Source organism: Saccharothrix isguenensis, from assembly GCF_052936305.1.
In genome coordinates, this window is the sequence record NZ_CP193626.1 from 5880782 (window position 1) to 5900682 (window position 19901).

The window sequence follows — 19901 nt, forward strand, 5'->3', positions numbered from 1 at the left end:
GCGCTTGTGGCTGCACCGGTATCGGCGCAGCAGCAGGGAAGCGCCACCGCGACCCCCGATTCGGGACCGGCGGGGAGCACGTTCACGCTGAGCTGGTCCGGTGTGTACCTCGATCCGGACTGCCGCGACTACACCGTGCAGATCCTGTGGGACGGCAGGCAGGTCATCGGCAGCGGCACGCACTCGTGGCGCGGCTCGGGCTCCGGAACGGCGACCGTGCCCAACAAGGCGGACGTCGGAAGCCACCGGGTCACGGCGAAACCGGTGTGCGCGGCGACGTCGAACCCGACGGACGGCTTCACCGTGACGCCGACGGCACCCGTCACGACGACCACCCCGCCGCCGGTCGTCACCACGACCACCGCTCCCCCGCCGCCGACCACGACGACCCAGCGCGCGACGGTCACCACGACCACCACTACGACGACGACCACCACCACCACGAGCACGACCACGACGACCGAGACGCCACCGCCGGCAGTCACGACGACGCCGTTCGACGGTGACGGCGCGCTGACCCTGGACAAGGACAACATCCAGCCGGGCGATCCGCTGACCGCCACCGGCACCGGCTGTGATCCGGGTGCGTCGGTGCAGCTGAGTTCACTGGGCGAGGACGTCGGCACGGCGAAGGCGGACAGCTCGGGCACGTTCAGCACCAGGGTCGAGTTCACCATGATCCAGCCGGGCCGGCACGTGATCCGGGCGGACTGCGGTGTGGTGCTGGTCGGCAGCGTGGACATCGCCTTGACGAGTTCGACCGGCGGCACCACGTCCACGCTCGTGGTCCTGGTGTTCTTCGTGCTGGTGGGCGCGGTCATGGTCCGACGCCAGTTCACCGGCCTGTTCACCAAGCGCCGCTGAGGCAGCCGCCGAGGCGAGGTAGGCAGCTGAGGGACGACCGGAACGGCGACGGCCCCCGCGGGAATCCCGCGGGGGCCGTCACACCGTTCTCGCCTGACTAGGGCTCTTCGCGCTGCTTGCGCAGCTTGATGAGCGCCTCTTCCAGGATCGCCTCACCGTCCGCGTCGGAGCGCCGCTCCTTCACGTACGCCAGGTGCGTCTTGTACGGCTCGTTGCGCGGCGGAGCAGGAGGAGCCTGCTCGTCACGCCCGGCCGGCAGGCCGCACCGGGGGCAGTCCCAGTTCTCCGGGATCTCGGCTTCGACCGCGAACGACGGCCGAGACTCGTGCGCGTTCGCGCACCAGTACGACACCCGACGTCGGGGCGCGGACTCGCCGCGCTCCGATTCGCCCATCGGGCCTGCGCCGACGCGGGTACCGCGAATCGCGTTACCACCAGCCATCGACCCTCACACCCCCACCACGTGGTTTCCCTGCTGTCAGTTGACCTTCATCAGCAGTCCGACGCCCACGATGGCGATGACCCAGACCGCGCCGACGAACAGCGTCAGCCGGTCGAGGTTTTTCTCCACCACGCTGGAACCGGACAGGCTCGACTGCATGCCGCCGCCGAACAACGAGGACAGACCGCCGCCACGCCCGCGGTGCAGCAGCACCAGCAGGATCAGCACGAGACTGGAGACGATCAACAGGATCTGAAGGAACAGGATCATTTCTTCCTCGCTGTCAGGCAGGTGACGCCACAGAGTACCCGGTCGACTGCCGACCGTGGACCACCGTAGTAGGAGTGCGTGTCAATCACATCAGGGTAGAGGTCCGCCTGCGGCGAGCGCGCACAGCTTGGCGAATTCGTCCGCGTCCAGGCTCGCACCACCCACAAGGGCGCCGTCGACGTCCTTCTGGGCGACGAGTTCGGCGATGTTCCCGGACTTGACGGAACCGCCGTAAAGCACCCGAACGGCCGAAGCGACGTCCTCGCCGTACAGCTCGGCGAGCTTCACCCGGAGCGCCGCGCAGACTTCCTGCGCGTCCGCGGACGACGCGACCTTGCCGGTGCCGATGGCCCACACGGGTTCGTAGGCGACGACCACGTCGCGCACCTGCTCGGCGGTGAGGCCCTTGAGGCCCGCGACGAGCTGGTCGGTGCAGTGCTCGACGTGCCGGCCGGCCTCGCGGACGTCCAGCTGCTCGCCGAGGCAGAAGATCGGGGTGACGCCGTGCTTGATCGCCGCCTTGACCTTCTTGTTGACGGTGGTGTCGTCCTCGTTGTGGTACTCGCGGCGCTCGGAGTGGCCCACGGTGACGTAGGAGCAGCCGAGCTTGGCGAGCATCGCGCCGGAGATGTCACCGGTGTAGGCGCCCGAGTCGTGCGGCGACAGGTCCTGCGCGCCGTACTTGAGCTTGAGCTTGTCGCCGTCGCACAGGGTCTGGATGGACCGGATGTCGACGAACGGCGGCAGCACCGCGACCTCGACCTTGGCGAAGTACTTCTCCGGCAGCGAGAAGGCGATCTTCTGCACCAGTGCGATGGCCTCGAGGTGGTTGAGGTTCATCTTCCAGTTGCCCGCGATGAGGGGCTGACGCTGAGCCATCACGCCTCCAACACAGACACGCCGGGAAGTTCTTTGCCTTCGAGGTACTCGAGGGAAGCCCCACCACCGGTGGAGATGTGCGAGAACCCGTCCTCGGGGAGGCCGAGCGCGCGCACGGCCGCGGCGGAGTCGCCGCCGCCGACCACGGTGAACGCGTCGCTCTTGACGAGCGCCTCGGCCACCGCGCGGGTGCCGCCGGAGAACGCCTCGAACTCGAACACGCCCATCGGGCCGTTCCAGAAGACGGTCTGGGCGTCGGCGAGCTTGGACGCGAACAGCTCGCGCGTCTTCGGCCCGATGTCGAGGCCCTGCCGGTCGGCGGGGATGGCGTCGGTGGCGACGACCTCGAACTCCGCGTCGGGCGCGAAGTCCACGGCGGCGAGCACGTCGACGGGGAGCACCAGCTCCACGCCGCGCTCCTCCGCCTGGGCGAGGAAGCCGCGGACCTGGTCGAGCTGGTCCTCCTGGAGCAGCGAGCCGCCGACCTCGTGGCCCTGGGCCTTGAGGAAGGTGTAGGCCATGCCGCCGCCGATGAGGAGCCGGTCGACCTTGCCGAGCAGGTTCGCGATGACGCCGAGCTTGTCGGAGACCTTCGCGCCGCCGAGCACGACGACGTACGGGCGCTTGAGGTCGTCGGTGAGCTTGCGCAGCACCTCGACCTCGGCCAGCACGAGTCCGCCCGCGTAGTGCGGGAGCTTCTCGGCCACGTCGTAGACGGAGGCCTGCTTGCGGTGCACGACGCCGAAGCCGTCGGAGACGAACGCGTCGGCCTTGGCGGCCAGCTCGTCGGCGAGGGCGGCGCGTTCGGCGTCGTCCTTGCTGGTCTCGCGGGCGTCGAAGCGGATGTTCTCGAGCAGCACCACGGTGCCGTCGCCGGCGGTCTCGGTGCCGATCTCGACCGCCTGGCCGAGGAGCTCACCGAGCCGCGCCGCGACGGGCGCGAGGGAGAACTTGGGGTCGGGCTCGCCCTTGGGGCGGCCCAGGTGGGCGGCGACCAGCACACGGGCGCCCGCGTCAACGAGCGCCTTGATGGTGGGGACCGACGCGCGGACGCGGCCGTCGTCGGTGATCCGGTCGCTGTCGAGGGGGACGTTCAGGTCGGCGCGCACGAGGACGCGCCGACCCGAGACACCCTCGCTGAGCAGATCGTCGAGAGTCTTCACAGCGAGTGACCTGTTTCGCTCAGAGCTTGCTGGCGACGAGGTTGACCAGGTCGGCGAGGCGGTTGGAGTAGCCCCACTCGTTGTCGTACCAGCCGACGACCTTGACCTGGTTGCCGATGACCTTGGTCAGCGGCGCGTCGTAGATGCACGACGCCGGGTCGGTGACGATGTCGGCCGACACGATCGGGTCGGTGTTGTAGCGCAGGTAGCCCTTGAGCGGGCCGTCGGCCGCGGCCTTGTAGGCGGCGTTGACCTCGTCGAGGGTGACGTCGCGGCCGAGGGTGACGGTGAGGTCGGTGGCCGAGCCGGTGGGCACGGGCACGCGCAGGGCGTAGCCGTCGAGCTTGCCCTTGAGCTCGGGCAGGACCAGGCCGATCGCCTTCGCGGCACCGGTGCTGGTGGGCACGATGTTGAGCGCGGCGGCCCGGGCGCGGCGCAGGTCCTTGTGCGGCGCGTCCTGGAGGTTCTGGTCCTGGGTGTAGGCGTGGATCGTGGTCATGAGGCCACGCTCGATGGTGAAGCTGTCGTGCAGCACCTTGGCCAGCGGGGCCAGGCAGTTCGTGGTGCACGAGGCGTTCGAGATGACGGTCTGCGAACCGTCGTACTGGTCGTCGTTCGCGCCCAGGACCACGGTGAGGTCTTCACCCTTGGCCGGTGCGGAGATGATGACCTTCTTCGCGCCACCCTCGTCGACGTGCTTGCGGGCGGCCGAAGCGTCGGTGAAGAAGCCGGTCGACTCGACGACGACGTCGACGCCGAGGTCCTTCCACGGCAGCTTGCCGGGGTCGCGCTCGGCCAACGCCTTGATGACCTTGCCGTCAACCGCGATGCCCTCGTCGGTCACGGTCACCTCGCCGTCGAGACGGCCGAGGATGGAGTCGTACTTGAGCAGGTGGGCCATCGTGTTGACGTCACCGAGGTCGTTGAAGGCGACGATCTCGATGTCGTGCCCACTGGCCTGAACGGCGCGCCAGAAGTTGCGACCGATGCGGCCGAAACCATTGACACCTACGCGAACCGTCACGGTGAGTCTCCTCGGTACTCGACTGGCGTTGTCCGCCAGGGGCGTGCAAGTCATGGGCTGACCAGGCAGCCAGAGCCAGCCTAGCCTTCGCGCTGCGGCCCTGGTCACGTGGACCACCAGGATCTCTTTATCGAGCAAGAAAATCCAGCTCGACGGGCTTATTACTTCCAGGTAACACAGCGCCGGCCGTTCGGGACCCCGGAGTACGCGGCTCACGGGCGGCTCACCTGGACCGGCCCGGTTGCCAGCGTAGGTCTCACGGTGCGTGAACGCAGAACTCGCGGTGTCCGAGCGGACAACTCGCGGTGTCGGAGTGGAGAACTCGCGGGGTGGGGGGTGTAGTGCGGTCAGACCTCGGCGTCGAGCATGTCGGCGGTCACGGCGGACTCGGTGTCGGGCATGCCCAGCTCCTTCGCCCGCTTGTCCGCCATCGCCAGCAGCCGCCGGATCCGGCCCGCCACCGCGTCCTTCGTCATCTGCGGCTCGGAGAGCTGGCCCAGCTCCTCCAGCGACGCCTGCCGGTGCGCCAGCCGCAACTCACCCGCCGCCGCCAGGTGGTCCGGGGCCTCCGCGCCCAGGATCTCCAGCGCGCGCTGCACCCGGGCCGCCGCCGCCACCGCCGCCCGCGCGGAACGGCGCAGGTTCGCGTCGTCGAAGTTCGCGAGCCGGTTCGCCGTCGCCCGCACCTCGCGGCGCATCCGGCGCTCCTCCCAGGCCAGCACGCTGTCGTGCGCGCCGAGCCTGGTCAGCATCGCGCCGATCGCGTCGCCATCCCTTATCACCACGCGTTCCGCGCCGCGCACCTCACGCGACTTGGAGCCGATGCCCATCCGCCGTGCCGCGCCGACCAGCGCCAGCGCCGCCTCCGGCCCCGGGCACGTGACCTCCATGGAGGACGACCGACCGGGTTCGGTGAGCGAGCCGTGCGCCAGGAACGCGCCGCGCCACGCCGCCTCCGCGTCGCACACACCGCCGGACACCACGGGCGCGGGCAGGCCGCGGACCGGTCGTCCGCGCGGGTCGAGCAGGCCGGTCTGCCGGGCCAGGCCCTCGCCGTCCTTGACCACCCGCACCACGAACCGGGTGCCCTTGCGCAGGCCGCTGGAAGTGATGGTGAACACGTCGGACTGGTGCCCGTACAGCTCGTGGATCTCGCGCCGCAGCCGCCGCGCCGTGGAGCCCAGGTCCAGCTCCGCCTCGACGACCACCCGGCCGCCGACGATGTGCAGTCCGCCCGCGAAGCGCAGGAGGGAGGCGACCTCCGCACGGCGGCAGCAGGTCTTCGAGACGGCCAGCCTGCTCAGCTCGTCCTTCACCGCCGACGTCATCGCCACGGCGCCTCGCCTCCCCTGCTCGCACGGTCTTCCTGGAGGGTTGTACTCGACGCCCCGCCGGTCTCGTCACCAGGGCCGGCCAACGCCCGCTCGATGCTCGACGCCAGCGCGACCGGGTCGTGACGGTCCGGCGCGCCCGCCACCGCGATCGGCGCGAGGTGCGCCGCAGCGCCGAGAGCTGCGGCGGCCCGTCCCAGCCGGTCGGGCACGGGCACCGCGCCGACGTCCGCGATCACCGCGTCCACCCGCAACGCCGGCGCGTGTTCGCACAGCACGTCCAGGTGCAGCTCCGGCGAGAACCCGGCGGTTTCCCCCGGTTGGGGGACGAGGTTGAGCACCACGACCTTCCGCGCGGACGTCCGGACCAACGCGTCGTGCAGCTCCGGCACGAGCAGGTGCGGCAGCACGCTGGTGAACCACGAGCCGGGTCCGAGCAGCACGACGTCCGCTTCCAGGACCGCCTCGACGGCCTGGGCGCAGCCGCGCGGAGCCTCCCCCGGGCCGCCCGGACCGTTCAGCCGGATGCGCTGCACCCGGCCCGGCGTGGTGGCGATCGCGACCTGGCCGCGGATGCGGCGCACCACGTCGGCGTCGTCGTCCAGCCCGGTCACGTCGGCCTCGATCGACAGCGGCTCGGTGCACATCGGCAGCACCCGGCCGCGCACGCCGAGGAGCCGTCCGGCTTCCTCCAGCACCGCGACCGGGTCGCCCAGCTGCTCCAGCAGACCCGCGAGCACCAGGTTCCCCACGGCGTGCCCGGCGAGCGCGCCCGTGCCGCCGAACCGGTGCTGGAACAGGCGCGACCACAACGCGCTCGACGCGTCCGCGCCGGCCAGCGCGACCATCGCCTTGCGCAGGTCGCCGGGCGGCAGCAGGCCGAGTTCGCGGCGCAGCCGTCCCGAGGAGCCGCCGTCGTCGGCGACGGTCACCACGGCGGTCACGTCGTCGGTCAGCCGGCGCAGGGCGGTGAGCGTCGCGTGGAGCCCGTGCCCGCCGCCCAGCGCTACCGCTCTCCGGTTCACTCGCGTCCCAGGTCCCGGTGGACCACCTTGACCGCCATGCCGTCCTCGCTGGCCAGCCGGCCCGCCAGCTCCTCGGAGATGGCGACGCTGCGGTGCTTGCCGCCGGTGCAGCCGACCGCGAGCGTCAGGTACCGCTTGCCCTCGCGCCGGTAGCCGGCGCCGATGAGCCGCAGCAGCTCGTGGTAGCGGTCCAGGAACTCCTCCGCGCCCTCCTGCGTGAGCACGTAGTTGCGCACCTCGCCGTCCAGGCCGGTCTGCTCGCGCAGCTCCGGGATCCAGAACGGGTTCGGCAGGAACCGCACGTCCATCACCAGGTCTGCGTCCATCGGCAGGCCGTACTTGTAGCCGAACGACAGCACCGTGACCCTGGTGCGCATCGCCGACTCGGTGCCGAACGTGTCCTCGATCTTGGCCCGCAGCTGGTGCACCGACAGCGCCGACGTGTCCAGCACCAGGTCGGCTTCCTCGCGCAGCGGCGTGAGGAGGATCCGCTCGTTCTCGATGCCGTCGGCGAGCCGCCCGTCCGCCTGCAGCGGGTGGCCGCGCCGGACCGACTCGAACCGGCGGATCAGCACGTCGTCGGTGGCCTCCAGGAACAGCACCTTCGGCTTGTAGCCGCGCGCGTCCAGGTCCTTGATCACCGCCGCCAGGTCCTCGGTGAACGCGCGGCTGCGCACGTCCATCACGACCGCGACCCGGGTGATGGCGCCCCTGGCCTGCGCGCCCAGTTCCACCATGGTCGAGATCAGCTCGGGCGGCAGGTTGTCCACCACGAACCACCCGAGGTCCTCCAGGCACTTCGCGGCGGTGCTGCGGCCCGCGCCAGACAGGCCCGTCACCACCGCGACCTCGATGCCGGACTTCTCGCCGGCCTGTGCGCTCACGTTCGCTCCTGTCCGATTGTCGACTCCGTCGACGGTCCTCCACTGCCGGCCGCGCCCAGCGTCGCGTGCACGGCCTCGGCGGTGCGCCGGCCCACGCCGGGCACCCCGCTGATCTCGTCGATGCTCGCCTCGCGCAACTTCTTGAGCGAGCCGAAGTGCTTCAGCAGCGCGGCTTTGCGCGACTGGCCCAGACCCGGCACCTCGTCCAGCGCCGAGGTCGTCATCCGCTTGGACCGCTTCTGCCGGTGGTAGGCGATGGCGAACCGGTGCGCCTCGTCGCGCACCCGCTGCAGCAGGTACAGGGCCTCGCTGGTGCGCGGCAGGATCACCGGGTCGGGCTCGCCGGGCACCCAGACCTCCTCCAGCCGCTTCGCCAGGCCGACCACCGCCACATCCGTGATGCCCAGCTCCGCCAGCACGTCGGAGGCTACCTGCGCCTGTGCCGCGCCGCCGTCCACGACCAGCAGGTTCGGCGCGTAGGCGAACTTGCGCGGCTTGCCCGTCTCCGGGTCTATGCCGGGCGTCGAGCCGTCCTTGTCGTCCCGGTTGTCGCGCAGGTAGGCCTGGAACCGCCGCCGCACCACTTCGGCGATGGAGCCGACGTCACCCTGGTCGGCGCCCTCCCGGACGGCGAACCGGCGGTACTCGGACTTGCGGGCCAGGCCGTCCTCGAACACGACCAGCGACGCGACCACGTCGGTGCCCTGGACGTGGCTGATGTCGGTGCACTCGATGCGCAGCGGCGCGGTGTCCAGGCCCAGGGCCTCCTGGAGTTCCTGGAGGGCCGCGGAACGGGCCGTCAGATCGCCCGCGCGGCGCAGTTTGTGCTGCTGGAACGCTTCCTTCGCGTTGCGCTCCACCGTCTCCATGAGCGCGCGCTTGTCACCGCGTTGCGGCACCCGCAGGGCGACCTTGCCCTTGCGCAACGCGGACAGCCACTTCTCGACCGCCTCCGCGTCGTCCGGCAGTTCCGGCACCAGCACCTCGCGCGGCACCGGCGCCGCCTCCACGCCGCCGGCCAGGGCGGACTCGACCTGCTCGCCGTAGAACTGGGTGACGAACTGGTCGACCAGCCCGGCGACGCCCGTCTCGTCCACCTTGTCGACCACCCAGCCGCGCTGGCCGCGCACCCGTCCGCCGCGCACGTGGAAGACCTGGACGGAGACCTCCAGGTCGTCCTGCGCGAAGGCGACCACGTCGGCGTCCGTGCCGTCACCGAGGACGACGGCCTGCTTCTCGAGGGCGCGTTTGAGGGCGGCCTGGTCGTCCCGGAGGCGGGCGGCCTTCTCGAACTCCAGCTCCTCGGCGGCGGCCGTCATCTCGCGTTCGAGGCGGCGCACCATCGAGTCCGTCTTGCCGGCCAGGAAGTCGCAGAAGTCCTCGACGATGTCGCGGTGCTCGTCCGCGTCGACCCGGCCGACGCAGGGGGCCGAGCACTTGTCGATGTAGCCGAGCAGGCAGGGGCGGCCGATCTGGCCGTGGCGCTTGAACACGCCCGCCGAGCAGGTGCGGGCGGGGAAGACGCGGAGGAGGAGGTCGAGGGTCTCGCGGATCGCCCAGGCGTGCGCGTAGGGGCCGAAGTAGCGGACGCCCTTGCGGCGCGGGCCGCGGTAGACGTGCAGGCGGGGGAACTCCTCGTTCAGCGTCACGGCGAGGACCGGGTAGGACTTGTCGTCCCGGTAGCGGACGTTGAAGCGCGGGTCGAACTCCTTGATCCAGTTGTACTCCAGCTGGAGGGCCTCGACCTCGGTGCCGACGACCGTCCACTCGACCCCCGCCGCGGTGGTCACCATCTGCCGGGTGCGCGGGTGCAGGCCGGCGACGTCGGCGAAGTAGGAGTTCAGGCGTTGCCGCAGGCTCTTGGCCTTGCCCACGTACACCACGCGACCGCCGGCGTCGCGGAACTTGTACACGCCGGGGGCTTCGGGGATGGTGCCTGTCGCGGGGCGATAGGTCGACGGATCGGCCACGGCGCAAGCCTACTGTGCTGAATTGCCGTGCTGAATCGCCGCTGCTCCGCAGGCGGCGGCTCGGTCACCTGGAAGTCGACCGCTCGCGACCCGTTTTCCGACGATCGAAGAGCGTGATCGCCGGAAGACGGGTCGCGAACGGTCGACGCGACCTCGCGGGGTGGTTCTGTTGGGGGCCGGTGGTGCGGGCCGGGGGTGACGGTGAGGGCGCGGGGCGCGGGTGCGGGGCGCGGGTAGAGCCGGGGAGTCCGCTTGTGGTGGGGGTGGCGCGCGGGTAGGGCCGGGGGGCGGGGCGCGAGGGGCGGCTCGCGGCGCCGGCTGCCCGGATTGGGCGGGTGGTGGGGTTAGGCCAGGACGATCTGGCCTGCTTCCACCTTGACGGGGACCTCGGTCAGGCCCTTGGTGGACGGGCCCTTCGTCACCGCGCCGTCCGAGGCGTTGAACGTGCTGCCGTGGTTCGGGCACGTGATGACGCCGCCCTCGGGCGGCGACACGGCGGTGCCCTGGTGCGGGCAGGTGGCGTCGTAGGCCTTGACCGTCTCCCCCGTGCGCACGAGCACCAGGGGCTTGCTGTTGGACGGGTTGCCGGCGAGCGTGCCGCCACCGTCGGGCACGTCGGCCAGCGCGGCGATGATCGCGGGGCCGGACGGGGTGCCGCCGGGGGTGTCACCGGCCGGCGCGGTGCCGGCGCCGGGTGGTGTGGTCTCGCTGCCGCAGGCGGCCAGTCCGCCCGGCACGGCCAGCGCGACCAGCACGCCGCACAGCATCGAGCGGCGAGACAGCGCTGTCTTCTCCACGGAACTCAAAACGATCCTCCGCTGCGTGGTGGGTAGTCGTTCGGATGCACAGGGAATACGACACCACGTGAAAGCGGGGTTCAACGCGCCCAGCAGTTGGGATGGTTCTTTCAGGAAAGCACCACGTCGGGCCCGGACACGGCGACCGCGATCCCGGTCAGCCCCCGGGGTGACGGGCCGGACAGCACGGCCCCCGAAGCGGGGTCGAACGCGCTGCGGTGCGTGGGGCACGTGATGACGCCGGCCGTGGGCGGGTTGACGGTCGTGCCCTGGTGGGGGCAGGCGGGGTGGAACGCCCGCACCTCCGACTCCGACGGTCTGACCAGCAACAACTGGCCGTCGTCACCGACGTCGACGAGCGCCCCGGATCCCACCGGCACGTCGGCGAGCGCGGCGATCCGCTCCCCCGGCCGGGCCGAGCCGACACCGGGTTCGCGCGCGGGCGCCGCTGTTCCGCACGCGGTCAGCGGCGCGCCGGCGGTGAGGGCGAGCAGTCCGCACAGGAGGGTCCGTCGGTCCACCCGCCCATCCTCGCCTACCGGTCCTTCGCGGCCGCCGTCCGGGCCAGGGCCAGCACCGCGGTGAACGGCGGGAACCAGTGCCGCGAGTGCGACGGCGGGTTCGCCCACCTCAGCGACCCGTACCGGGTCATGGTGGGTGGCAGGGCGATGCGCTGGGGCGAGCGGACGAACTGCACCTCGGCGGGCGCCTTCAGGTGCGTGGGCAGCAGCGCGACCAGCTCGGCGAGGAAGATCCAGTGCTCCCGCGGGCCGGGGATGACGGTGACGGGGCCGGCGAGCATCCGGGCCTTGAGGTCGGCCAGGACGCGGGAGCCGATGCGGGCGGGCATGGCGAGTGCGGTCGTCGCCGGGCCGAGCGGCAGGAAGACGCCCTGCTCGGTGACGGACACCTTCCAGCCCAGCAGGCGGTAGCCCGCGATCGCCTCGCCGAGTGCCTGCTGGTGCGCGCGGTCGCGCGGGCCGGATCGCGGGCCGGTGTCTGCGGTGGTGGAGGCGGTGATGCTCATGGGCGGAGGTCCCTCCCCGGTCGGGTGGAGCGGGCGGAGCGCACGGGCCGCGAGGTCGTCCCGGCACTGGCGCACACCACGGAGGGTCCGACCATCCGGCGCACTCCACAACACCGTTGTCGGGTGGGAACCATGCACCGTGCGGATCCACTCCATCCACCACACGGCGTCACGGGGGCTCCGGCATGGGGCCCACCGCCGCTTATGCACGAAATGCATGGACTCCCGATCACATCTCTATAGACTGGTGACCACGCTCAGTGACGGGAGCGAGCCGATGGAACGCAAAGCTCGAAGAGCAGCCAGTACCAGACGCGCATGCCCGTCGTGCGGGGCGTTGATCGCCGCCGACAACACCGACCTGCTCTGCCAGCGTTGTCGCCGCAACGCGCGGACGGAGCTCTACGGACCACCCGAGGTCCCCGGGGACTTCTGGGACCACGAGGCGATGACTGCCGCATTCGCCGACCGGGACATGGGCGCCCTCCTCGCCGCCTACCGGCACCACCCCCAGCACGTCAGCCGCGTCACCCAAGACCGCATGGCGTCCTGGTTGGGCATCTCCCAGGCACAGCTGTCGCGCTACGAGACCGGTGAGAACCCGATCGACCGGATCGACCGCCTGCGCCACTTCGCGCGGGTGCTCGGCATCCCGGCCGACCGGCTGTGGTTCGACCGCGTCGGAATCCCAAGCCAGGCGGGCCCCGATCGCGGTGCCCCGCCCGATGTGCTCGGCGCGGCGTGGGACGCGTCGAGCATTGCCAGATCGGTCGAGGAGACGGCGAGGAACGACTTGGCGATCAGCAGACGAGCGGCGCTCACCGGAGCTGCCGCGGTGGCGATGGGTCCCGCACTGGTCGAACCGCTCCAGCGGTGGCTCCACCCGTTGCAGCCCCTGTCCAAGTGGTCGTCCAGCGCGGCGATCAGCGAGGAGGAGTTGGCGGCGTTGCAGCGCGTCGCCGACGGGCTGCGCGGGTGGGGCGGACGAGGCGGGTACGGGCTGGCGCGCAAGGCGGTGCTCGGGCAGTTGGAGGAACTGGCCGAGCGGTTGTCGCGTGCGCCGGCGGGCCCGACGACGGAACGGGCGTTCTTCATCGGGGCGGAGTTGTCCAAGGTCGCGGCGAGCATGTCGTGGGACGCGGGCATGCACGACGCGGCGCAGCGGTACTACGTGCTCGGCGTGCGCATGGCGAAGGCGGGCAAGAACGATCCGTTCGCCGCGCTGTGCCTGGCCGCGATGGCCCGGCAGATGTTCGACCTCGGCCGCCCCGAGGACGGGTTGGAGCTGGTCCAGCTGGGCCAGTACGGCACCAGGCGGACGGCCACGCCGACGTTACAGGCGCTGCTGCTGACCCGTGAGGCGTGGGCTTACGCGCAGATGGGCAGGGTGCGGGAGTTCCACCGGGCGGTCGGCGAGGCGCAGGACAGCTTCGCGCAGCGGCGGTCCGGTTCCGACCCGTGGTGGCTGGACACGTTCGACGAGGCGGAACTGGAAGGCGTCATCGGGGCCCGGATGCGGGACTTGGCCGGGCACGACCCGAAGCAGGCGCCGATGGCCGAGCAGCACATCCGGCGGGCGCTGAGCCTGCGGGACCCGTCACGGGTGCGGAACAGGGCGTTCGACGTCATCGGGTTGGCCCGCACGAAGATGGTGGCGGGCGAGCCGGAGGAGGCGTGCGGGTTGATCCAGGAGGTGCTGCCCACGGCGGCGGGCCTGGCGTCCGGGCGGGTGGTGCGGAAGCTGCAGGACTTCGCCAAGGAGGCCGAGCGGCACCGCGACCTGGCCGTGGTGCGGGACACCCGTGAAGCGATCCGCGGGGTCCGGACGGCCTAGTGATGCGGGTGGGAGTCACCGGGCACAGCAAGCTGATGCCCGATTGCGTCGACGCCGTGCGTGGAGCGATTCGCTCGGCGTTGGAGGCCGAGGCGGCGGGCGGGTCATCCCTGGTCGGGGTGACCTGCCTGGCGCCGGGCGCGGACCAGCTGTTCGCGCGGGTGGTGCTGGAGCTGGGCGGGCGGGTCGAGGTCGTGCTGCCCGCGATGGACTACCGGGACAAGCTGAAACCGGAGAAGCGGGCCGCTTACGACGAGTTGCTGGCCCAGGCGCACGTGGTGAGCGTGCTGCCGAACGAGCTGTCGGGGCGGCACGCGTACGTGATGGCGAACGAGCGGATGCTCGCGTCGGTGGAGCTGCTGATCGCGGTGTGGGACGGGCAGCCGCCGGACGGGCGTGGCGGCACGGCGGACGTCGTGGAGACGGCGCGGGCGTCGGGTGTGCCGGTGGTGGTCGTGTGGCCGGAGGGTGCGCGACGCGGACAGTAGTTGTCCGCGTTGGCCGGCAGACTCCGGCTCATGCTGGAGACCTCGGCCCGTCTGCTGAAGCTGCTGTCGCTGTTGCAGGTGCGCCGCGACTGGACCGGTGCGGACCTCGCCGAGCGGCTGAGGGTGGACGTCCGGACCGTGCGGCGGGACGTGGACAAGCTGCGCAGCCTCGGCTACCCGGTGAACGCCGCGCCCGGTGTGTCGGGCGGCTACCAGCTGGGTGCGGGCGCCGAGCTGCCGCCGCTGCTGCTGGACGACGACGAGGCCGTGGCGGTCGCGGTCGGGTTGCGGACGGCGGCGAACGGGACGGTGGCGGGCATCGAGGAGACGTCCGTGCGGGCGTTGGCGAAGCTGGAGCAGGTTCTGCCGTCCCGGTTGCGGCGGCGGGTGAACGCGTTGCAGGCGCACACCATCGCGTTGCCCGCGCGCGGGGTGCAGGTGGACGCGGGCACGTTGACCACGATCGCGAGCGCGTGCCGTGACCACCAGCGGCTGCGGTTCCCGTACGCGGGGCGTGACGGGGACACGAAGCGGCACGTGGAGCCGTTCGGCCTGGCCCACACCGGGCGGCGGTGGTACCTGGTGGCGTGGGACGTGGACAAGGCGGACTGGCGGACGTTCCGGGTGGACCGGATCGAGGGGGAGCCGACGCTGGGCGCCCGGTTCACGCCTCGGGAGCCGCCGGCGGAGGACCTGGCGTCGTACGTGTCGCGGCAGCTGTCGGTGGCGCCGTACCAGCACGAGGCCCGGTTGATCATGCACGCGCCCTACGACGTGGTCGCGGCGCGGACTTCGTACACCTCGGTGCACCTGGAGCGGATCGACGACGAGCGGACGTTGCTGACGGTCGGCACGCCGGCGTTGGAGGACGTCGCGCCGTGGATCGCGATGATCGGGGTCGAGTTCGAGGTGGAGGGCCCGGAGGAGCTGAAGCAGCACCTCCGGGCCTTGGCGGAACGGCTCTTCCGGGCGTCCGGCGGCACGTGACGGCCGCGTTCCGCCGAGGGCTCAGAGGGTGAGCGGCGGGAAGCCGTCCACCGCCTCCACCACTGCCTGCGCCAGCCGCTGCTCGAACGCCTCGTTGGGCTGGGTGCCGTCCAGCAGTCCGGCTTGCGCCTTCTCCGGCGCGGCCGGGTCGCGCACCGCCGCGTCGAAGTCGACGAACTGGTCCGCGCCGAGGTCGATGTAGCTCGCCCGGATCAGGTCGTTGACCTGCTTGCGCAGCACCTCCGTGGGGTCGGTCGCGCTCAACCCCTTCGGCGGGATGGTGGTGAGCACGACCGACAGCGGCGTGCCGTCGGTGCGGGAGAACTTGCGCAGGCCCAACGGGCTGTTGGCGGCCATCAGCTTCTCCAGGCGCTGCCGCACCGAGGCCGGTGTGTCATTGGTGCCGACCTGGTTCATGTTGACGATCACCGTGCGCACACTCGGCTCCGCGAGCACGAACCGCTCCCTGGACCGGGCGGCCTCGTCCGCCCCCGGGTAGCCGACGTGGGTGATGCTGCCGGGCAGCCGGTCGCCGAGCGCGGACGACAGGAAGTCGGTCCACACCGGCGACCACTCCGGGTAGCGGTCGCCGTAGGAGAACCAGTCGTCGCTCAGCACCGCCACCGTGCCGTGGGTCGGGTCGGTGGAGCTGATCTCGATGCCGCTCAGGTAGTAGGAGTTGCCGTAGATCGACGCCCACTGGTCGCCGTACGGGACGCCGTCCACGTTGCCGGTCACGTCACCGGGCGCGTCGAACGCCATGTTGTTCCCGGTGACGTTGGTCGCCACCTGGGGCGCAGACGGCGGCAGCGCGACGCTGACCACCAGGTTGCCCGAACCTCCCGCCGTGCTGGGGAACGCGACGGGGTCGCTGAAGACATCGCCGCCCGCCGGGATGGTGACGCTCGCGCTGCCGTTGAACAGGACCGCCGTCGGCGTGGCCATCGCCGCGGCGGCGATGCCGGATTGCGCGGCCACCGTGGTGCGCAGGATGGTCGCGGGCACCGTCGCCCCCGTGTTGGACAGCCGGATCCGCATGGTCTGCCCCTGCTCGGAGGGCCGCACGACCATCCGGAACGTCTGGCCGGCCGGGCTGCTCTTGTCCTGCGTCTGGTCGATCGGCGCGGCCCACGCGCCGAGCCACCCGGCCGCCACCGGGGCAGGGGCGATCGACAGCACGTGCAGCGCGGGTGCCGGACCGCAGGTGTTGCTCATGAACGCGGTGCCGGTGTTGGGCAGGGTGATCGACGCGAGGGTCTTGGTCGGGTCGACCGGTGCGAACACCGCGTACGTCTTCGGCTTCTTCGTCGTGTCGGGCGTCGTGCCGCCGAGCCAGTGGGACAGCGTGGCGGCGGCTGCCGGCTGTGAGCCGCTGATCCAGTCCGGCACGCCCGGCACGACCGGGTTGGACGTCGTGCCGTCGGTGTAGGTCACCGTGGCCGTGGTGGGCTCGGTGTCACCGCACGTGCTGATGGCCAGCAGGCCGATCGCGGTCGCCTTCACCCGGTGCTCGGCGGGCAGCGGGATGGTCTGCCCCATGGCCACGACGTTGTCGTTGCCGGTGACCGGGTTGGCGGTCGGAATGGTGAACGTGGCCCGGCCATGGGTGACCTTCGTGCCCGGCTGGAGGCCGGCCGCCGCCAACGCGGTGCTCGACAGCGACTGGCCGTTGAAGTCCAGGCTCGCGGCCGTGGTGCCGTCGGTGCCGAAACCCCGGTTGTTCATCGCGTCGGTGAAGCTCGCCGCCGTGACGCCGTTGATCGCGACCGCGGTCAGGTAGTCGACGCCCGCCGTGTACCCGGACGAGCCGTCGTTCTTGCCGACGACCGTGATGGTGAGCCGGTGCTGACCGGCCTTGAGGTGCGCGCCGCCCAACGGCAGGTACGCCACCTGTCCATCGGTGGCCTGGTACCCGTCCCACGGTGCGGTGTCGGTGCGCCGCAAGGGCACGCCGTCCACCGCGATCCGCAGTTTGCCCCGGTCCGCCCGCTTGCTCAACGCGATTCCGAGCGCGTAGTCGGCCTCGTCGCGCACGGTGAACACCAGGTCGAACGACTTGTTCTGCACCGTCGCGCCGAACAGCAGGTGCGCCCCCTCGGAGAACGGGCCGTTGCCGCCGGCCTGCTGCTCGACGGTGAGCGGCACGCCCTGCCCGGTGGGCTGCGACGGCGTCACCTGCGCGGGCAGCTCGGCCTCGTAGCGGGTGGTGTGCGCGATCGTGATGTGGTCGAGGCCCGCCTTGTAGCGCAGCCCGACCGTGCTCGGGTGCGTGCCGGTGACGGTGACCTTGAACGTGTGCGTGCCCGCGGTCAGCCGCCTGATGCCCAGGTTGGTCAACGCGTTGATCGGCTCCGGGTTGTACCCCTCGATCGGGCCGACCGCGGCGGCCGGGTTGCGCCGTCCGATGGGCTGCCCGTCCAGGCTGAACGCGGCCTGTCCGTAGTCGGCGGACTTGGTCATGCCGATCGACACCTGGTAGTCGGCCTCGGTCGCCACGGTGAAGGAGACCGTGAACGACTGCCCGGCGGCGTCGCTCGACATCTCCAACTGCCGGTTCCCGGACCAGGTCAGGTTGCAGCACTGGTCCTGCCGCACCAGCGGCTTGTTCTGCCCGGTCGGCTGCGAGTGCGGCAGGTCCTCGGCCTCGTAGCGGATCGCGGCCTGTCCGGTGTTGGGCGCGACGTAGAAGACGTGCGCGGACGACTCAGGGGACAGGTTGTGCGCGTGGTCGAAGCCACGCACGTGCATGGTGTGGTACCCGACGCTCAGCCCGTGCGGGATGGGCAGCCAGGTCGGACCGTCCGCGCTCGCCGGCGCGAAGTTGCCGTTGGCCGTGTACCCGGCCGGTGTGTAGTCGCACGTCGTGGTGTTCGGCACCGGCTCGGTCCCGGAACCGGAGAACGTGTAGGTGAAGCCCGCCAGTCCGGTGGTGCCGCCGGAGTCGACCGCGATCGCGCCCAGCTCCCCCTTCGGCGCGCCCCAGTAGTTCGCCGGGTAGTCGACCGACGAGACGATCCGAGGGGCGGTGGCGGGAGCTGTGGCCTTGACGCGGAACCAGTGCCACGGCGACCAGGTGCCGTTCCACAGGTTCTTGGCGGGGTCGCCGGGGAACACGTTGTGGACCGCGATCCGGTAGGCGTAGTCACCGTCGGGGAGCGCGTTGGCCGGAGCCCACCCCTGCCGCACGCCTGACGCGCCGGACGTGGTGCCACTGGCCTTCAGCGCGATGCCGTCGCTGTCCCACACCTCGAAGGCCAAGGCGACGTTGAGCGGCGGGCTGTTGTTGTCCGACGCGGTGCCGTACAGCGTCGGCCGGGCGTCCGGGGTGATCGCCAGGCCCGTGCAGGCCACTGCGTTGGACACGCCGTGCACCGACGCCGGGCCGGGCGGGAAGCTGAACACCACGTCGAAGTGCGGCGCGGCGGTGCCGCTGGTGGCGAACTTCTTCCACTGGTAGTCGTTGCCCTCGTTGGGCGCGGCCAGCGCGACGTGGACGCTGCCCCAGTTGTTGTTCGCGCTGGTCTGCGCGTAGTTCTTCACGGCCGCCGCGTTGAACCTCACGCCACCCGGGCCCGAGCACTGGGTGCCCGCGCCCGAACTCCTGGTGTCCAGCGCGTTCGACAGCGTGCCGGTGCCCAGCGGCTGGTTGGACCACGTGATGCCGCTGTCGAAGTAGCCCGACGAGTACAGCGACACCGGTTCGGCGACGCACAGGTGCGCGCCCCAGACCTGGGTGAACCACATCTCGGCGGAGAACACCACCGCGGTGTAGCCGTTGCGCTTCTGGAGCGGCGCGGTGTCAAGCCGGAAGTAGGAGCGGGCGAGGGTGAGCGAGCCGCAGTGGCCCTCGCGGTTGTAGCAGCGGCCCACTTGGGCGTCCATGGCGGCGTTCCAGTACTTGTAGCCGTTGGCGGTGACCTCGGCCCACGCCTGCTGCCCGCCGGCCATGCCGGGGTCGATGTAGACCGGGTAGGTCACGCCGGGACCGGTGAGCGCGGCGCGGTCCGGCTGGACGCGCAGCTCCTTCACCTCCGACCGCGCGGCCTTGCGGGCCGTCAGGCCGACCTTGGTGACCTTGGCCCCGCCGGGGTCGGTGGCGGTCGGCGCGGGGGCCTTCTCGTCCTGCCGGGAGCCGTCCCACATCACGGGGGTGGAGCCCGCGAACACGAGTGCGCCCTTGGCGTCACGGGCGTTCAGCACGCCTTCGCCCACGTCCAGCGTCAGGCCCTGCGTCTCGGCGGTGAGCACGATGTCCAGCAGGGCGGGGTTGGCCGCCGCCTTCGCGTCGCGCACCACGAGCACGTGCGAGTAGCCGACGACGCTCGCCGCGACCACCAGGTCGACGCCGGGGAACACCTCCGGGTAGGTGGCCTTCGCGCCGTCCACGACGGGCGCGGGCAAGGCGGTCGGCCAGCTCAGCGAGACCCGGGCGTCGCCCTCGCGCAGGCTGATCACCGGCCCGGTGCCGCCGCCGGAGAACGCCACGTCCACCAGCGCGGCGGCGGGCGAGAGCGTGCCGTCCGGGTTGGCGCGCAACGACGTGTCGACCGGCGTCCACGCACCGTCCCGCTTCACCCGCTGCGGTGCGGCGTACGTGCGCAGGGTGAACGTGCCCTCCGGGTTGGCCAGCACCTCCCGCGTCTCGGTGGTGTGCTCGGGCACGACCACCTGTCTACCGGTCTCTCTCGCCTCGTCGAGCGCGGTGCGCTCGGCGGGCGTGGCGGGTCCTTGGACCTGCTCGGCCGCAGCCGCGGGCTCCGGAGCCGGCGGCTCCGGAGCCGCAGCCGCCGGTGCGGCGGGTACCAGCACGGATGCGGCGACGACCAGCGTGAGGATCGCGCGGCAGATCGCCGCGCGAGGTGTCCGTTCCACGGAAAAGCCCCCTGGGAAAGCGGATGAACGACATGTGGTTGACA

17 protein-coding genes are annotated in these 19901 nt (G+C 71.5%); 4 read left to right on the forward strand and 13 right to left on the reverse strand.

What is annotated here, in order from left to right; translation table 11 throughout:
- Positions 1-6 precede the first annotated feature (6 nt).
- Positions 7-864: a hypothetical protein gene (locus ACRAKI_RS25970; RefSeq protein ID WP_447003130.1), complete on the forward strand. Its 858-nt coding sequence runs from the start codon at positions 7-9 to the stop codon at positions 862-864.
- A gap of 97 nt (positions 865-961) precedes the next feature.
- On the opposite strand, the gene ACRAKI_RS25975 is transcribed toward ACRAKI_RS25970, so the two are convergent.
- The 12 genes from ACRAKI_RS25975 to ACRAKI_RS26030 form a co-directional block, all read right to left on the reverse strand.
- Positions 962-1306, reverse strand: a complete 345-nt coding sequence (locus tag ACRAKI_RS25975) for an RNA polymerase-binding protein RbpA (protein WP_033440747.1) — start codon at positions 1304-1306, stop codon at positions 962-964.
- Between the two features lie 36 nt (positions 1307-1342).
- Complete coding sequence (secG, locus tag ACRAKI_RS25980) at positions 1343-1576, reverse strand: preprotein translocase subunit SecG (protein ID WP_184922264.1); 234 nt, start codon at positions 1574-1576, stop codon at positions 1343-1345.
- Positions 1577-1666: 90 nt separating this feature from the next.
- Positions 1667-2455: a triose-phosphate isomerase gene (gene tpiA / locus ACRAKI_RS25985; RefSeq protein ID WP_447003131.1), complete on the reverse strand. Its 789-nt coding sequence runs from the start codon at positions 2453-2455 to the stop codon at positions 1667-1669.
- Positions 2455-3618: a phosphoglycerate kinase gene (locus ACRAKI_RS25990; protein WP_447003132.1), complete on the reverse strand. Its 1164-nt coding sequence runs from the start codon at positions 3616-3618 to the stop codon at positions 2455-2457. Before ACRAKI_RS25990 ends, tpiA begins: the two co-directional genes overlap by 1 nt.
- Before the next feature lie 19 nt (positions 3619-3637).
- Entirely contained in the window at positions 3638-4642 is a 1005-nt protein-coding gene (gene gap / locus ACRAKI_RS25995) for a type I glyceraldehyde-3-phosphate dehydrogenase (RefSeq protein WP_447003133.1), read from the reverse strand.
- A gap of 347 nt (positions 4643-4989) precedes the next feature.
- Entirely contained in the window at positions 4990-5976 is a 987-nt protein-coding gene (whiA, locus tag ACRAKI_RS26000; protein ID WP_033440743.1) for a DNA-binding protein WhiA, read from the reverse strand.
- Entirely contained in the window at positions 5967-6998 is a 1032-nt protein-coding gene (locus ACRAKI_RS26005) for a gluconeogenesis factor YvcK family protein (RefSeq protein WP_447003134.1), read from the reverse strand. Before ACRAKI_RS26005 ends, whiA begins: the two co-directional genes overlap by 10 nt.
- Entirely contained in the window at positions 6995-7852 is an 858-nt protein-coding gene (rapZ, locus tag ACRAKI_RS26010) for an RNase adapter RapZ (protein ID WP_376775426.1), read from the reverse strand. The genes ACRAKI_RS26005 and rapZ overlap by 4 nt, the downstream gene beginning before the upstream one ends.
- 26 nt (positions 7853-7878) lie before the next feature.
- Complete coding sequence (uvrC, locus tag ACRAKI_RS26015) at positions 7879-9852, reverse strand: excinuclease ABC subunit UvrC (protein WP_447003135.1); 1974 nt, start codon at positions 9850-9852, stop codon at positions 7879-7881.
- A gap of 344 nt (positions 9853-10196) precedes the next feature.
- Positions 10197-10649 (reverse strand): Rieske (2Fe-2S) protein, encoded by a 453-nt coding sequence (locus ACRAKI_RS26020; RefSeq protein WP_447003136.1) that lies wholly within the window; start codon positions 10647-10649, stop codon positions 10197-10199.
- A 110-nt stretch (positions 10650-10759) separates the two neighbouring features.
- Positions 10760-11170: a Rieske (2Fe-2S) protein gene (locus tag ACRAKI_RS26025; protein ID WP_447003137.1), complete on the reverse strand. Its 411-nt coding sequence runs from the start codon at positions 11168-11170 to the stop codon at positions 10760-10762.
- A 14-nt stretch (positions 11171-11184) separates the two neighbouring features.
- Positions 11185-11676, reverse strand: coding sequence for a hypothetical protein (locus tag ACRAKI_RS26030; protein ID WP_447003138.1), 492 nt, complete (start codon positions 11674-11676; stop codon positions 11185-11187).
- A 448-nt stretch (positions 11677-12124) separates the two neighbouring features.
- On the opposite strand from ACRAKI_RS26030, the gene ACRAKI_RS26035 reads away from it, so the two are divergent.
- The 3 genes from ACRAKI_RS26035 to ACRAKI_RS26045 are packed head-to-tail and all read left to right on the forward strand — an operon-like array spanning position 12125 to position 14985.
- Positions 12125-13510, forward strand: a complete 1386-nt coding sequence (locus ACRAKI_RS26035) for a helix-turn-helix domain-containing protein (RefSeq protein WP_447003139.1) — start codon at positions 12125-12127, stop codon at positions 13508-13510.
- Between the two features lie 56 nt (positions 13511-13566).
- Positions 13567-13998: a hypothetical protein gene (locus ACRAKI_RS26040; RefSeq protein ID WP_447003140.1), complete on the forward strand. Its 432-nt coding sequence runs from the start codon at positions 13567-13569 to the stop codon at positions 13996-13998.
- 30 nt (positions 13999-14028) lie between these two features.
- Positions 14029-14985 carry a helix-turn-helix transcriptional regulator gene (locus ACRAKI_RS26045; RefSeq protein WP_447003141.1) on the forward strand — a complete coding sequence of 319 codons (957 nt, stop codon included), beginning with the start codon at positions 14029-14031 and terminating at the stop codon, positions 14983-14985.
- A gap of 21 nt (positions 14986-15006) precedes the next feature.
- On the opposite strand, the gene ACRAKI_RS26050 is transcribed toward ACRAKI_RS26045, so the two are convergent.
- Entirely contained in the window at positions 15007-19857 is a 4851-nt protein-coding gene (locus ACRAKI_RS26050; RefSeq protein WP_447003142.1) for a LamG-like jellyroll fold domain-containing protein, read from the reverse strand.
- Between the last annotated feature and the right edge of the window lie 44 nt (positions 19858-19901).